Genomic DNA, 14,065 nt, shown 5'->3' with positions numbered 1-14,065 from the left:
GCGGCGTCGCCGAGGTCAGAGCATTTCGAGCGCGCGTTTGCTGCGCGGCGGACGGAAGTACGCGTCGAGCTGCGCGCGCTCGTCATCGCTCAACACAAGATCGAGCGCGGCGCGGTTGTCGCGCACGTGCTCGATCCGCGCCGCCTTCGGGATCGCGAACACGCCAGGCTGCGCGAGCACCCAGGCCAGCGCGACGCGCACGACCGACACGCCGCGCACCCGCGCGATCTCGTCGAGCGGTGAACGTTTCGGCAGGCGCGCGTGGTCGACCGGGCTATAGGCCATCGCCGGCATCCGGCGCGCTGCGAGCCACGGCAGCAAGTCGAATTCCGGTCCGCGCCGCGCGATGTTGTACAGGATCTGGTTGGTCGCGCACGCGGTGCCGCCCGCTTCATCGACGAGTTCGTCCATGTCGGCCGTGTCGAAATTGCTCACGCCCCAGTGGCGGATCTTGCCCGCGCGGCGTAGCGCCTCGAATCCCTCGACCGTCTCCTCGAGCGGCACCGAGCCGCGCCAGTGCAGCAGATAGAGATCGAGGCGATCGGTGCGCAGGCGCTTGAGGCTCGCTTCGCATGCGGCCACGACACCGCGGTGGCTCGCATGATGCGGGTACACCTTGCTGACGAGGAACACGTCGTCGCGCAACCCGGCGAGCGCCTCGCCGACGAGATCCTCGGTCGCGCCCTCGCCATACATCTCCGCGGTGTCGACCAGCGTCATCCCGAGCGCGACGCCCTCGCGCAGCGCGGCGATTTCGTCCGCGCGCCGGGACGAACGCTCGCCCATCTCCCAGGTTCCCTGCCCGAGCTTCGGGATCGTCTCGCCGTCAGGCAGGACGACCGTGGCGGTCGTATCTGTCATGGTTCCTCGCTGCGAAATCGTGGCCGTTTCGTGGCCGGATCGTCGCCACGCGCGGCGGCGGTGGCATCCGATACGACGCATCAGTGTAGCCATTCGGCGCCGCGCCCGACTGCTGCACGGCAAAAACCGGCTATAACGGCACCGCATGATGACTTAGAATGGCCGCAACCTGATCGATACCCATTCCATGAAGGCAACGACGGACGACCGCTGGCAGGACCTGCGCCCCGACCCGGACAACGACACCCCGCTCTATCTGCAGCTCGCCCGCAAGCTCGGCGAAGCGATTCACGACAACCGCTGGACGGCCGGCGAAGCACTGCCGTCCGAGCGCGTGCTGTCGGAAGCGCTCGGCGTGTCGCGCATCACCGCGCGCAAGGCGATTGCGCTCCTCGTCGAGCAAGGGATGATCCGGCGCACGCAGGGCGCGGGCAACTTCATCCAGCCGCGCTACGAGGATCCGCTTTCGCGCCTGTCGAGCTTCAGCGAGATGCTCGAACGCCGCGGCTTCAAGCCGAGTTCGCAATGGCTCGCGCGCGAAATCCAGCCCGCGAACCGCGACGAAGTGATTCAGCTCGGCCTGTCGCCGACGGCTTCGGTTACACGATTGAAACGCCTGCGCCTCGCGGACGGCATCGTGATGGCGGTCGAGAACTCCACGTTCCCCGCGACGCTGATTCCCGATCCGCAGGCAATCGGCGACTCGCTGTACAGCTACCTCGAAGCGCGCGGCACGCCGATCGTGCGCGCGCTGCAGCACTTCCGTGCGGTCAACGCGACCGACGAGATCGCGCGGCAGATGGGCATCGCGCCGCACGACGCGCTGCTGCTGATCACCCGGATCGGCTACACGGCCGACCAGCGCGCGATCGAGCTGACCGACACCTATTGCCGGAACGACTATTACGACTTCGTCGTCGAGCTGCGCAAGTAAGCTCGGGCGCGCGCTCCGTCAGTCCATCCACCGCGCTTCGTCCGTGCCGAGCGGCACGGGCGGCAGCGCAAAATACGGCGGCGTTGCCGACAGGCGCTCCGCCGGCCGCACCGCGTCGACCACGCCGAACGGCGATGCCGTCCGGTCGAGCCGGTCGCACACGTCGTCGGGCGCCAGGTCGGGCGCGTGCGCGCCGTCCGGCACGAGGCCGAACGACTGCAGCCAGCGGCCCGTCTGCGCGAGCGACAGCCGCACGTGCCAGCTCCCCCCTTCGCGCGCGCGGCGCGCCAGCGCCATCATCGCGCCGAATGCCGCGAGGTAGCCGGTCGCATGATCGAGCGCCTGGCACGGCAGGTGACGCGGCCGATCCGCGTGCGCCGCGTGCTGCTCGCGCGACGCGATACCGCTCGCCGACTGCACGAGGCTGTCGAAACCGCGCCGCCGCGACCACGGCCCCGCATGCCCGTACGCGGAAATCGACACGTACACGATGCCGGGCCGCGACGCCGCCAGCGCGTCCGGCGCAAAGCCGCGCGCCGCGAGCGCGCCGGGTCGATACGCCTGCAGGAACACGTCCGCATCACGCGCAAGCCGGTCCAGCTCGTCGACACCCGCGCGTTCGCGCAGGTCGATCCACGCGGAGCGCTTGCCACGCCCGTTGTCGATCACGAGCGGTGCAATGTTCGGCAGCTGCGGGCTGTTCACGAGCAGCGTCTGCGCACCGTGCGACGCAAGCGTGCGGCCGGCGACCGGGCCCGCGATGATGCGCGTCAGATCGAGCACGCGCACGCCGGCGAGCGGCCGCGGCGCGTCGCCGCGGCCGATCGGCTGCACGGGCGCATCGCCGATGCGTTCGATCTCGAACAGCGGCAGCGTGTCGACGGCACGCGCGTGCTCGTGCGCAGCCCATTCATCAGGTGTTCTGATCAGTGCCGCGCAAAGCCCCGCATCCGCGAGCGCGGCATCGAGCGTCGCGCCGTCCCATGTGCGGATCGCCGCGGCGACGTCGGCGGGCGTGCCCGCGCAGTCGAGCACCGCGAGGATGCCGCGCAGGTGATGCGGAAAATTCGCGTGCAGCTGGATCCAGCGCGCATCGCGGGTTGCGTAGAAGCCGGTTACCGGATGACGCAGTTCGGGCGGCGGCCCGTCGTCGACACGCAGATAGCGCTCGCTGCGAAACGCGACGAGCGCGTCACGCACCGACACGTCGACATGCTGCGCGATGCCCGTGCGAAGGCGATGGCATTCGGCGGCGGCGAGCCCGGCCGCCGCGATCGTCGCCGCGGCGAGCGTGCCGACGTGGTACGTCGACGGCAGTGCCGGGTCCTGCCCGGTGACGGCGGCGCGCGCGAGCGCGCCGGGGTCGCCGTGTGCGAGTTGCCACAGATACGTCAATGCGAGAGCGGGTGTCATGATCGTGTGCGACGCGAGCCGGATACGAAATCGAGTCTAGATTTCGCCGCGCGCGCGTTCAATCCGCATCGCACGAATCGACACGCGACGCATCGTCGGGCCGGGCCGTGCGCTCCCGTGCCACCGCCCGGCCGGGCCGCACGCACCTACGCCGGCAGCGACGCGGCGGCCTCACGGCGGCGCTCGCCCCACGCGGCGATACGCTGCCGCCACGCGTCGTCGCGCGCGACGGCCGGCACGTCCCGGGGACCGAACGCGAAAGTCGCGCCGCGCGGCCCGGCGCTGATCCAGACCCGCATCCCGCGCGCGAACGAAAGCGTGTCGCCCGGCCGCAGCCAGTGATCGGCCTGCTCGCCTTCGACGGTCACCCACAGTTCGCCGTCCGCCACCTGCAGCGACGTGCGGTCAATCATGCGCCACCGCCCGGCGGGCTCGTCGCCGTCCAGCACATAGAGTCGCAGTTCACGCATGGCGGCCTCCTGGTCGCTTCATCGGACACGTTCAGTATTCCGGACAGTGGCAGCACACGGACAGATACGGTCGCAGACACTTTCGACTGAACTGTACTGGTCAGTCGGCGAACGGGCGTCCGGTCGGGTCGCCGGCGCACCGGCGCCTCGGGCCGCCGGTCACGGGGTCGAAACTGCATGGCGCGGCGGCTTTCCCTACAATGTCGGCTGTCCCGCGTTCGCGCACCCCGCCCCGCTCTCACCTCCATGTTCCAACGTCCGCCCGCCACCGCCCCCGGCGAAAAAAACCTCACGGTCATGCTCTGGCTCGTCGCGACGGGCTTCTTCATGCAGACGCTCGACGCGACGATCGTCAACACCGCGCTGCCGTCGATGGCCGCGAGCCTCGGCGAATCGCCGCTGCGGATGCAGTCGGTCGTGATCGCGTATTCGCTGACGATGGCCGTGATGATCCCGGTGTCCGGCTGGCTCGCCGACATGCTCGGCACGCGGCGGGTGTTCTTCAGCGCGATCCTGGTCTTCTCGCTCGGCTCGCTGCTGTGCGCGAACGCGCACACGCTGACGCAGCTCGTCGCGTTCCGCGTGCTGCAGGGGATCGGCGGCGCGATGCTGCTGCCGGTCGGGCGGCTCGCGGTGCTGCGCACGTTTCCGGCCGAGCGCTACCTGTCCGCGCTGTCGTTCGTCGCGATTCCCGGACTGATCGGCCCGCTGATCGGACCGACGCTCGGCGGCTGGCTCGTGAAGATCGCGTCGTGGCACTGGATCTTCCTGATCAACGTGCCGGTCGGCGTAGCGGGCTGCATTGCGACCTGGTATTCGATGCCGGACGCGCGCAATCCGGCGGTCGGCCGCTTCGACCTGAAGGGCTACCTGCTGCTGACGATCGGCATGGTCGCGATCTCGCTGTCGCTCGACGGGCTCGCCGATCTCGGCATGCAGCACGCGGCGGTGCTCGTGCTGCTGATCCTGAGCCTCGCGTGCTTCGTCGCGTACGGGCTGTATGCGGTGCGCGCGACGCAGCCGATCTTCTCGCTCGAGCTGTTCCGGATCCACACGTTCAGCGTCGGCCTGCTCGGCAACCTGTTCGCGCGGATCGGCACCGGCGCGATGCCGTACCTGATCCCGCTGCTGCTGCAGGTGAGCCTCGGCTACACCGCATTCCAGGCGGGACTGATGATGCTGCCCGTCGCGGCGGCAGGGATGTTCTCGAAGCGCATCATCACGCGCCTCATCACGAAGCACGGCTACCGCAAGGTGCTGCTCGCGAACACGATCATGGTCGGCGTGATGATGGCGAGCTTCGCGCTGATGCGCGACGCGATGCCCGTGTGGCTCAAGGTCGCGCAGCTCGCGCTATTCGGCGGCTTCAACTCGATGCAGTTCACCGCGATGAACACGCTGACGCTGAAGGATCTCGGCACGGGCGGCGCGAGCAGCGGCAACAGCCTGTTCTCGCTCGTGCAGATGCTGTCGATGAGCCTCGGCGTGACGGTCGCGGGCGCGCTGCTCGCAACCTTCACCGGGATGCTGCGCACCGTGACTCCGAGCAACACGCTGCCCGCGTTCCACGCGACGTTCATCTGCATCGGGCTCATCACCGCGGCGTCCGCGTGGATCTTCGCGCAGCTCGCGCCGGAGATCCGCGGCGCCGCACGCAAGACCGATCCGTCGGAACGCGCGTGATACGTGCGCACCGGGCCTCGCCCCGGCGCGCCGCGCACCACGACGGTGCATCGGCAGGCGCCATGCGGACGGCGCCTCCCGCCGTGCCTCGCGCCCCGACAGCCCGCCGCACCGGTTGCGCCGTTGCGCACGCTTCTTGCTCGCCTATTCTGTAGGTAAACTGGCAGCCTTCCCTCGGCCGACATCATGAGCATGATCGAAATCGATCCCCCCGGCTTCCAGCCGCCCCGCCCCGTCGCCGGCGACGACGGCAACCGGCGCACCGTGCTGTACGGCGGGTACACCGTGTTCAGCGTGTTCCAGCCGGTGTTTTCCGTGTCCCACCGGCGCGCGATCGGCTATCACGCGTCGCTGCGCGCGCACGACGAGGAAAGCCGCCAGGTCGCGTCGCACGAGGTCTTCACGCAAGCCGCGCGGCGCGGCGACCTGCTCGAGCTCGGCCGGCTCGCCGAATCGCTGCACCTCGGCAATTTCCATGCGTTCGACAGCCATGACGAGTGGCTCTTCCTGAGCCTGCATCCGGCGGCGCTGATGGACACCGTTTACGGCGACGCGCTGCTCGCAAACCTGAAGGCGCTCGGCCTGCCGCCCCAACGCGTGGTGCTCGAGGTACCCGAGCAGGCGGGCGGCGAGACGCCGCGCTATGCGGCGATCGTCGACGGCCTGCGCAAGGCCGGCTTCCTGATCGCGCTCGGCGGCTTCGGCGCGAAGCACTCGAACATCGACCGCGTGTGGCACCTGCATCCCGACATCGTCACGCTCGACCGCGGCATCCTCGCGCAGGCGAGCGAGCATTCGCACCTCGAGCGCGTGCTGCCGGGACTCGTGTCGCTGCTGCACGAATCCGGCCAGCTCGTGCTGATGGGCGGCCTGTCGACCGAGCGCGAGGCGCTGATCGCGCTCGAGTGCGACGTCGATTTCGTGCAGGGCCAATACTTCGCGGGGCCGAGCGTCGACCCCGTGCAGCCGCAGGCCGCGGCGGGCTGCATGGATACGCTGTCGGCGGCGCTGCGCCTGCGCGTCGCGGAACGCGAGCGCCAGCAGGCGACGCGGCTCGAGCCGTATGTCGCCGCGCTCGAAGAGGCGAGCACGAAGCTCAGCGCAGGTGCAGCGCTCACCGATGCGGCCGTCACGGTGCTCGGCCTGCCGGAAACCGCACGCTGCTTCCTGCTCGACGCGTCGGGGCGGCAGATCGGCGACAACGTGCTGGCGTGCTGCAGCCTGTCGCAGCGCGCGAAGCGCTTCCGCCCGATGCTGCATTCGGAAGGCGCGAGCTGGGAACGCCGGCCGTACTTCATCCACGCGATGCGCGCGCCGGGCCGCGTGCACCTGACGCCGCCGTACCTGTCGATCAACGAGGCGCACCTGTGCGTGACCGCGTCGATCGCGGCGCCCGCTGCAAGCGGGATGCAGGTGCTGTGCGTCGACATCAACTGGGAAGCGGCGCACCACCGGAACTGAGCGCCGTGCGGCCGGCGGTTGCCGGCCCGTTCATGCAGGCGGCGGGTTGGCGCCCGGAGCGGCGTCCGCCTTGCGGACGATCAGCCGGTGCACACGCTTGCCGGACGACGCGCTGACGACTTCATGCTCGTCGATCACCCGTACGCCGGCGCCGAGCGCGGCGCGCATCCGGACGCCGTCGAGCGCCGTGTAAAGGCGCCCGCGCTCGTCGCGCAGCGACCCGCTCCCCGCCACCCGCCAGCTCATGTACAGCGTGCCGCCGGGCATCAGCAGCTCGACGAGCCGCGCGGCGGCGGCCGTCGCCTCCGCATGATCCAGATGCATGACGACGGTCTCGCACAGCACGTTGCGGAACGCGCCGGACGGCACGCCGGCGAGCGCCGGCAGCACCGCATGTTCGAACCGGAGATCGGGGTGGCGCCGCCGCGCCTCGTCGAGCAGCGCGGTGCTCGCGTCGTAGCCGCGCACGTCGAAACCGCGCGACGCGAGCCACGCGGTATCGCGTCCCGCGCCGCAGCCGACGTCCGCCGTCGGTCCCGGCGCGAAATGCTGCTCGAGCAGCGCATAGGTGTCGTCGGGCGGGCCCTCGTCAAGCCAGATCTGCGCGTAGTCGGCCGCGTAAGCATCGTAGGCATCGAGAGTCGGGCGATCCACCATGGCGATTGCGCTCCGCAAGGGCGTCACATGACGCGACCCCCATCTTAGTCCTTGCGCAGCGTGCAGTCGCTCGGCGCGATTCTGCGAGATCCCGACGCGAACACGCATCGTCCGCCCGATGCGTTCACACATCGCAACGCTCATTCCGCCAGCGCTGCCCACAGCGCGTCGCCACGCCAGGCCGGCCGCTCCGCAGCCGCTTCCGCGTCGTGCACGAGCGCGCAAAGCCGTGCGTTCACGGGCGCCGACGCGCCGAAACGCGCCGCGAGCCGCACCACCTCGCCGTTGATCCACTCGATTTCGGTCGGGCGGCGCGCGGCCAGGTCGTCCGACATCGACGAGCGCGCGAACGGATCGATCGCGAGCATCCGTGCGCCGAGCACGCGGAACACCGGATCGGGCGCATCGAGCACCGCGGGAACCCACGTGGCGGGCAGCGGCGTGACACGTGCCGGCCGGATTCCGGCCTGCCGCAGCCAGCGCAGCGCCTCGCGCTGCGCGAGCGCGAGACAGCGGCGATACGCGCGCTGCGCAAGCTCGTCGCGCAGCGGCTGGTTCGCGAGCGCATTGACCGCGTTGTTCAGGTTGAGCAGCAGCTTTGCCCACTGCACGGCAGGCATGTCGCGGTGCTGCGCAAGCGGCAGCCCGGCGCGCGCGAACGCGTCGGCATACGGCTGCAGCGCGGGCGACGCGTCGACCGCGAGCATGCCCGACGAGCCCTGGTGAAACGCACCCGGCCCGCGCTCGATCACATTGAACGGCACCATCCCGGCGAGCACGGTGGCCTGCGGCAACGCAGTGCGTAACGTGTCGGTGTTGCGCACGCCGTTCTGGAAGCTGATCACGAGCGTGCCGGGCCGCAGCACGCGGGCAAGCTGCACCGCGACATCCGGCGTCGCCGCCGATTTCACGGTGACGAGCACGAGCTGCGCGTCGCCCGCGGCGGCATCGTCGATGTCGAACGCGACGTCTGCCGGTGCGACCCGCGCACGATAGCCGTGAAGGTCCGACAGCGTGAGCCCGTGCGCCCGGATCGCGTCGCCGATCCGGGCACGGCCGATCAGCCGGACGTCCTGCCCGGCCGCCGCGAGCCGGCCGCCGAGATAGCAGCCGACGGCGCCCGCGCCGAGCACGCAGATGCGAGGCATGCGCGCTTTCATGCGTGCACGTCGTGCGCGCCGCCGTGCACGGCCCCCGCCCGCTCCTCGACTGCGCGCCGCACGTCGCCGCGCAGCCCCGCGAAGAACGCGACCTCGGCGACGACGAACAGCGGCCCGACCATCAGCCCGACGAGATCGTCGACGAACGCGGGCTTGCGCCCCTCGAACCAGTGACCGACGAACTGCACGATCCAGCCGACGACGAATGCGCCGATGCCGATCCCGAGCCATCGCGCAGTCGGCAGCGCCGCGACCGCCTGCCCGGCCCACAGGCCGAGCGCGAACAGCGCCGACATCACGACACCGAAGCGCAGGTCGAGACGCAGATAGAACACCGCGAACGCGATCGCGAGCAGCAGCGCCGGCGACAGCGCGACGCCCGCCAGCGTGCCGAGCGCGGGCCGCGACAGCAGCACCTCGACCGCGAACACGATCATCGGAATGCCGACCAGGTGCGTCGCGATGTTGCGCGCGTCGCGGTGATAGGCCGCATATTGGGACAGATGGTCTTCGAGCGTTTTCATCGCGTCTCCTACTCGTTCGTTGCGCGCTATGATGCCCGTCACGTCCGAGAACCTCTGTCGGCTACCCGACATCGCGCCGCCCATGCCCGAGCCCCTGGACCGCTATCTGCCGCAACTCGACGCGCACCCGTGGTTTGCCGCGCTGCCGCACGCACTGCGCGCGGAGCTGCTCGCGCATGCCGCGCTGCGCCGGCTGCCGGCCGGCCACGCGCTGTTCCGCCGCGGCGACCCGCCATGCGGGCTGTATGCGGTGCTGGGTGGTTCCCTCACGATAGGCGCGGTCGATCCGCAGGGCAAGGAAGCGCTGCTGACGGTCGCCGAGCCGGTCACGTGGTTCGGCGAGATCGCGCTGTTCGACGGCCTGCCGCGCACGCATGACGCGATCGCGCTCGAGGACGCGCTGCTGCTGCACGTGCCGCAGGCGGCGCTGCTCGCGATCCTCGACGCGACGCCGCATTACTGGCGGGAGTTCGCGCTGCTGATGGCGCAGAAGCTGCGGCTCAGCTTCCTGACCGTCGAATCGATGAGCGTGATGCCGGCTGCGCAGCGGCTTGCCGCGCGCCTGCTGATGATCGCCGACGGCTACGGCGGCATCAGCGCCGGCCGCACGCGCATCCGGCTGTCGCAGGAAAAGCTCGCGGCCATGCTGTCGCTGACGCGGCAGACCACGAATCAGCTGCTGAAGTCGCTCGAAGCCGGCGGCGTCGTGCGGCTGCACGTCGGCGAGATCGAAGTCGTCGACGTCGAGGCGCTGCGCCGCGCAAGCGGGCTGCCGGGCAGCGCGGACTGAGCGGCAGCCCCTGCGCGGCGGCCGGCCCGCGCGCCGCACGGCATCTCCGGCGCACGAGACCGCATATCCGTGCCAACCCCGACTAACGCCTACCTCGGACTGTATGCCCGCGTGCCGCGCCCCTCACGGCCGCGTCGGCTGATCTCCCCATGCCGCCGTGCGATCGCGGGCCGCATCCTCACGCCGGCCCGCCGTGCCCGCCATCAGCAGCAGCGCCGCGCCGACGAAGCCGAACAGCGCGAGCGACAGCATGCCGGCCTGCGGATGCCCGACCGCGCGCTCCGCGAGACTCTTCAAATTCGGTGCGACGAAGCCGCCGAGATTGCCGATCGAATTGACGAACGCGATCCCGCCTGCGGCTGCCGCGCCGCCGAGATACCCGGTCGGCAGCGTCCAGAACAGCGGCTGCACCGCGACGAACCCTGTCGCCGCGACGCAGAACGCGATCAGCACGACCGGCAGCGACGTGCCGAGCGCCGACGCGGCGATGCCGGCCGCCGCGAGCGCGAGCATCGCGGCGGCCCACCCGCGATGCCCGCCGGAACGATCCGCGTGCCGCGTGACGACGAACGTGCCGGCAATCGCCGCGCACCATGGAATCGCGGTCAGCCAACCGACCGTCGTGCCGACGTGGCCGCCTGTCAGTCCGGCGATGCGCGTCGGCAGGTAGAACACGACGCCGTACACGCTGATCTGGATCGCGAAGTAGATCGCGCTGAAGAACAGCACGCGCGGATCGCGCAGCGCGGCGGCCACGGACGCGGGGCCGTGTGCGCGCTTGTGCGCGTCCTCGTCGCCGAGCGTCGCCGCGAGTGCCGCGCGCTCGTCGGCCGACAGCCAGCGTGCGTCGACGGGCCGGTCGGTCAGGTAGAAGAACGCGATCACGCCGACCACGGACGCCGCGAGCCCTTCGGCCGCGAACATCCCTTGCCACGGATGCAGGCCGAACGGCATCGGCAGGTCGAGCAGCCAGCCGGACATCGGGCTGCCGAGCACGAGCGCGAGCGGCAGCCCGAAATAGAACAGTCCCATCGCCTGCGCGCGGATCCGCGCCGGAAACCAGTTCGACAGGAACAGGATGATCCCGGGAAAGAATCCGGCCTCCGCGATGCCGAGCAGCACGCGCAGCGCGTAGAAGCTCGCCGCGTCGTGCACGAACGCCGTGCACGCGGACACGATGCCCCACGTGAGCATGATGCGGCTCATCCACACGCGCGCGCCGAAGCGATGCATCAGCAGGTTGCTCGGCACCTCGAACAGCGCGTAGCCGACGAAGAAGATGCCCGCGCCGAACGCGAACGCGGCATCGCTCAGTCCCGTGTCGGCCTGCAGCACGTTCTTCGCGAAGCCGACGTTCGCGCGATCGACGAACGCGAGCACGTACATCAGCACGAGAAACGGCAGCAGGCGCCGGAGGGCCTTGCGGGTCGCGGCGTCGAGCGCCGGCGATGTCGTGACGGGTGGCAGGTTCATCGATGTCTTCTCCTCGTTCAGTGTCCGGACGGCCCGGTCAGTTCGTATCCCGTATCGTCCGCATGCACCGCGCGCGCATCGTCGCGCAGCGGGATGTCGGGCCGCATGAAGAACGTCATCGCGACGCCGAGCACGAGCAGCGCGATCGATCCCGCGAACGGCAGCGTCCAGCTTCCGGTGCGGTCGACGACGAAGCCGAACACGATCGGCGTGAAAATGCCCGCGACCGCGGAGCCCGCGTTCACGAGGCCGCTCGCGACGCCGACGTGCTGCGGCGTGATGTCCATCGGCACCGCCCAGATCGGGCCGATCGTCATCTCGAGGAAGAAGAACGACAGGCTCATCGACACCGCGGTCAACGTCAGCGACTTGACGAACAGCACCGGCACGAGGAACGCGAGCGCGCCGCCGAATGCGACGATGATCACGTTGCGGCGCGCGGCGACGACGTTGCCGGTGCGCTTCAGCACGCGATCGCTCAGCACGCCGCCCGCCGTATTGCCGACGACGCCCGACAGGAACACGCCGGCCGAGAAGAATGCGGATTGCTTCAGGTCGAGGCCGCGGCCGTGCATGAAGAAGGTCGGCAGCCACGTGAAGAAGAGCCACCCGGTCCAGCCGTAGCAGAAATACACGACCATCGTCGGCCCGATGCGCGCGAGCAGCCGCCGCCACGGCGTGCGGGCCCGCGTCGTGGCGGCGGCGTCGGTACGGGCGGGCGGCAGGTCGGCGGCCTCGTCGGCGGTCATGTGGCGGTGGCGGCGCGGATCGTCGGCGAAGTACCACGCATAGACGATCACCCACACCGCGGTGAGCACGCCCGCCGCGACGAACGATGCGCGCCATGACGCGAGCGCGACGACGAACGCGACGAGCGGCGGCGTGACCGCGTTGCCGAGCCGCGAGAACGAATGGGTGATCCCCTGCACGAAGCCGCGCCGGCCGGCGGGAAACCAGTTGGTCAGCGCACGGGCCTGCGCGGGCAGCGCGGCACCCTCGCCGACGCCGAGCAGCATGCGCGCGCAGAACAGCGACACGAGGCCGCCGGCGAGGCCGGTCGCGACCGTCGCGACGATCCAGATCGCCGCGCACGCGATCAGCGTGCGCTTCGCGCCGTAGCGGTCGCTCGCCCAGCCGCCGAGCACCTGGCAGATCGCGTACGTGTACGCGAACGCCGCGAACACGAGGCCGACGCCCGTATTCGACAGATGGAGGTCGTCGCGGATCACGCCGGCCGACGCCGACAGGTTCACGCGATCGAGGTACATGATGAACGACATCGCGCACATCAGCGCGAGTATCGACCGAGTGACGCGGGGGCGTTGAAACATGGTGTCTCCTCCAGGGGCCGTCGCGCCGCCCCGTGCCGGGGTCTCGATGCGCGCCGTCATTCGTGTCACGAATTGCTGGAAAAGGAGTGTCGGAGCCGGGCCCGCGAGCGTCTATTGAATTTATGGCATCGACTGATTGCCTGTGGTTATAAGGCCCGGGCGGCCTTCCGCCATGCGGCGGCCGAAAAAAACAAAGCCCTCGCGACGAGGGCTTTGCCGGGAGCGCAACGGCTCACAGACGTTCGAGAACTTCAAGGAAGAGCAGCACGGCGATGAGGACGCCGATCCATCTCACCGTCAATCTGAGGTTGACGAGCCTGAGTCCCAGCGAGTTCACGGCATCCGCGACGAGCTTCGCGGTTGCGTCGCCGTCCGGATCCTTGGCCGCCGCAGCGCCGCGCAATGCGGTCGCCGCAAAGTCGATCCGCAGATGGGTGACATAGCCGGTTGCAATACTTGGCCATTCGATCGCATCGTCGCTTTGGTTGGGCCGGAGAAACAGGCGAGGCTGGCGTGCAGGGTCGGCCGCCGCATTTTCGGCCAGATACAGGTGCCGCATGGCCAACCCCAACTCCACCGCGCCAAGCTGGCCATCCGCGATGGCCTTCGCAAGCACCTGCAGGCAGGCGCTGGGAATGTGGCACGCGAGCCACCACTGATCGGACTCGTCGGTCCCGTCGTCGGCACGATTGAAGCCGAGCCGGGCACTGCCGAGCACCACATCGGACAACGCGTTGCCCAGCTCGTCTTCCAGCGCACGCAAGCCCAGCCGGTCAGCCGTGTTGACATCGCGCGCCTCGAAGGACACCTGAAGCGTGCGCGTCGTGTGTTGATCGTCGCCGATGATCGACAGCTCTTGCCCGTCGAGATGGGCCACGCCGTGCAGCGACAGGGAAAGCGTCGGCTGCTTGTCCGCGTCCAGCGACTCTGCAAGTTGTTGCACCACCTGAAGCTGCCCCAGCTTCAGCCACATTGTCATGGCAGGGTAATACGTCCGTTTCTCGTTGTCGCCCCCGACGAGTTCGACGGCGTGATCCTTCCGCTCGACAAAATTCAACGCAACGTTTTTTTCGAGAAAAACCATGACACGCCCCCGTCGCTGCCGATTGCGTCATGCCCCTCGCCACTGAGAAAAGAACGACGCGTGTCGTTCCTTTGACCGCATGGCCGAAGCGAGCGCAGTTTCACATTTACCCACAATAGGCAACGATGTGGCATTCCAGCGATCCGAAAGTACCCTCATATATTACGAATTTCATACAAACCGCCCGTTTCATTCCCGAGCCTGTTCCAAGACCGATCGCCGAA

At 69.4% G+C, this 14,065-nt stretch carries 13 protein-coding genes; 4 read left to right on the top strand and 9 right to left on the bottom strand.

Annotated elements, in window-relative coordinates; all coding sequences use genetic code 11:
• Positions 1-15 precede the first annotated feature (15 nt).
• A complete protein-coding gene (locus ACV229_RS37325; RefSeq protein ID WP_448088068.1) occupies positions 16-861 on the bottom strand; it encodes an aldo/keto reductase in 846 nt (281 codons plus the stop codon).
• Positions 862-1,048: 187 nt separating this feature from the next.
• On the opposite strand from ACV229_RS37325, the gene ACV229_RS37320 reads away from it, so the two are divergent.
• The gene (locus ACV229_RS37320; protein WP_448077366.1) at positions 1,049-1,795 is read left to right on the top strand and encodes a GntR family transcriptional regulator; all 747 of its coding nucleotides are present in this window, start codon (positions 1,049-1,051) and stop codon (positions 1,793-1,795) included.
• Between the two features lie 18 nt (positions 1,796-1,813).
• Here ACV229_RS37320 and ACV229_RS37315 read toward each other — a convergent pair whose 3' ends face one another.
• Both ACV229_RS37315 and ACV229_RS37310 read right to left on the bottom strand, forming a co-directional pair.
• Entirely contained in the window at positions 1,814-3,208 is a 1,395-nt protein-coding gene (locus ACV229_RS37315; protein ID WP_448088067.1) for a CoA transferase, read from the bottom strand.
• A gap of 146 nt (positions 3,209-3,354) precedes the next feature.
• On the bottom strand, positions 3,355-3,678 hold the full coding sequence (locus ACV229_RS37310) for a DUF2917 domain-containing protein (RefSeq protein WP_448088066.1): 324 nt from the start codon (positions 3,676-3,678) through the stop codon (positions 3,355-3,357).
• Positions 3,679-3,924: 246 nt separating this feature from the next.
• Here ACV229_RS37310 and mdtD point away from each other — a divergent pair, with 246 nt between their 5' ends.
• Together mdtD and ACV229_RS37300 are read left to right on the top strand one after the other, a co-directional pair.
• On the top strand, positions 3,925-5,361 hold the full coding sequence (gene mdtD, locus ACV229_RS37305) for a multidrug transporter subunit MdtD (RefSeq protein WP_448088065.1): 1,437 nt from the start codon (positions 3,925-3,927) through the stop codon (positions 5,359-5,361).
• Positions 5,362-5,547: 186 nt separating this feature from the next.
• Positions 5,548-6,822: an EAL domain-containing protein gene (locus ACV229_RS37300; protein ID WP_448088064.1), complete on the top strand. Its 1,275-nt coding sequence runs from the start codon at positions 5,548-5,550 to the stop codon at positions 6,820-6,822.
• A 30-nt stretch (positions 6,823-6,852) separates the two neighbouring features.
• On the opposite strand, the gene ACV229_RS37295 is transcribed toward ACV229_RS37300, so the two are convergent.
• From ACV229_RS37295 to ACV229_RS37285, 3 genes are all read right to left on the bottom strand, one after another.
• Entirely contained in the window at positions 6,853-7,479 is a 627-nt protein-coding gene (locus tag ACV229_RS37295) for a class I SAM-dependent methyltransferase (RefSeq protein ID WP_448088063.1), read from the bottom strand.
• Between the two features lie 140 nt (positions 7,480-7,619).
• Positions 7,620-8,627, bottom strand: coding sequence for a 2-dehydropantoate 2-reductase (locus ACV229_RS37290; protein ID WP_448088062.1), 1,008 nt, complete (start codon positions 8,625-8,627; stop codon positions 7,620-7,622).
• Between the two features lie 8 nt (positions 8,628-8,635).
• Positions 8,636-9,163 (bottom strand): Mpo1 family 2-hydroxy fatty acid dioxygenase, encoded by a 528-nt coding sequence (locus ACV229_RS37285; RefSeq protein ID WP_448088061.1) that lies wholly within the window; start codon positions 9,161-9,163, stop codon positions 8,636-8,638.
• A gap of 82 nt (positions 9,164-9,245) precedes the next feature.
• Here ACV229_RS37285 and ACV229_RS37280 point away from each other — a divergent pair, with 82 nt between their 5' ends.
• Positions 9,246-9,953, top strand: a complete 708-nt coding sequence (locus ACV229_RS37280; protein ID WP_448088060.1) for a Crp/Fnr family transcriptional regulator — start codon at positions 9,246-9,248, stop codon at positions 9,951-9,953.
• A gap of 123 nt (positions 9,954-10,076) precedes the next feature.
• On the opposite strand, the gene ACV229_RS37275 is transcribed toward ACV229_RS37280, so the two are convergent.
• From ACV229_RS37275 to ACV229_RS37265, 3 genes are all read right to left on the bottom strand, one after another.
• Positions 10,077-11,426, bottom strand: coding sequence for an MFS transporter (locus ACV229_RS37275; RefSeq protein WP_448088059.1), 1,350 nt, complete (start codon positions 11,424-11,426; stop codon positions 10,077-10,079).
• 17 nt (positions 11,427-11,443) lie between these two features.
• The gene (locus tag ACV229_RS37270; protein WP_448088058.1) at positions 11,444-12,757 is read right to left on the bottom strand and encodes an MFS transporter; all 1,314 of its coding nucleotides are present in this window, start codon (positions 12,755-12,757) and stop codon (positions 11,444-11,446) included.
• A gap of 232 nt (positions 12,758-12,989) precedes the next feature.
• Entirely contained in the window at positions 12,990-13,841 is an 852-nt protein-coding gene (locus ACV229_RS37265; RefSeq protein WP_448088057.1) for a hypothetical protein, read from the bottom strand.
• Positions 13,842-14,065: the final 224 nt, after the last annotated feature.

This window comes from Burkholderia sp. MR1-5-21 (genome assembly GCF_053427715.1).
This window is presented reverse-complemented; position numbering and strand designations above follow the sequence as displayed.

Bases quoted from the DNA above. Each gene is read 5' to 3' on its own strand.
- ACV229_RS37325 (WP_448088068.1), bottom strand. From the start codon at position 861: ATGACAGATACGACCGCCACGGTCGTCCTGCCTGACGGCGAGACGATC.
- ACV229_RS37320 (WP_448077366.1), top strand. From the start codon at position 1,049: ATGAAGGCAACGACGGACGACCGCTGGCAGGACCTGCGCCCCGACCCG.
- ACV229_RS37315 (WP_448088067.1), bottom strand. From the start codon at position 3,208: ATGACACCCGCTCTCGCATTGACGTATCTGTGGCAACTCGCACACGGC.
- ACV229_RS37310 (WP_448088066.1), bottom strand. From the start codon at position 3,678: ATGCGTGAACTGCGACTCTATGTGCTGGACGGCGACGAGCCCGCCGGG.
- mdtD (WP_448088065.1), top strand. From the start codon at position 3,925: ATGTTCCAACGTCCGCCCGCCACCGCCCCCGGCGAAAAAAACCTCACG.
- ACV229_RS37300 (WP_448088064.1), top strand. From the start codon at position 5,548: ATGAGCATGATCGAAATCGATCCCCCCGGCTTCCAGCCGCCCCGCCCC.
- ACV229_RS37295 (WP_448088063.1), bottom strand. From the start codon at position 7,479: ATGGTGGATCGCCCGACTCTCGATGCCTACGATGCTTACGCGGCCGAC.
- ACV229_RS37290 (WP_448088062.1), bottom strand. From the start codon at position 8,627: ATGCCTCGCATCTGCGTGCTCGGCGCGGGCGCCGTCGGCTGCTATCTC.
- ACV229_RS37285 (WP_448088061.1), bottom strand. From the start codon at position 9,163: ATGAAAACGCTCGAAGACCATCTGTCCCAATATGCGGCCTATCACCGC.
- ACV229_RS37280 (WP_448088060.1), top strand. From the start codon at position 9,246: ATGCCCGAGCCCCTGGACCGCTATCTGCCGCAACTCGACGCGCACCCG.
- ACV229_RS37275 (WP_448088059.1), bottom strand. From the start codon at position 11,426: ATGAACCTGCCACCCGTCACGACATCGCCGGCGCTCGACGCCGCGACC.
- ACV229_RS37270 (WP_448088058.1), bottom strand. From the start codon at position 12,757: ATGTTTCAACGCCCCCGCGTCACTCGGTCGATACTCGCGCTGATGTGC.
- ACV229_RS37265 (WP_448088057.1), bottom strand. From the start codon at position 13,841: ATGGTTTTTCTCGAAAAAAACGTTGCGTTGAATTTTGTCGAGCGGAAG.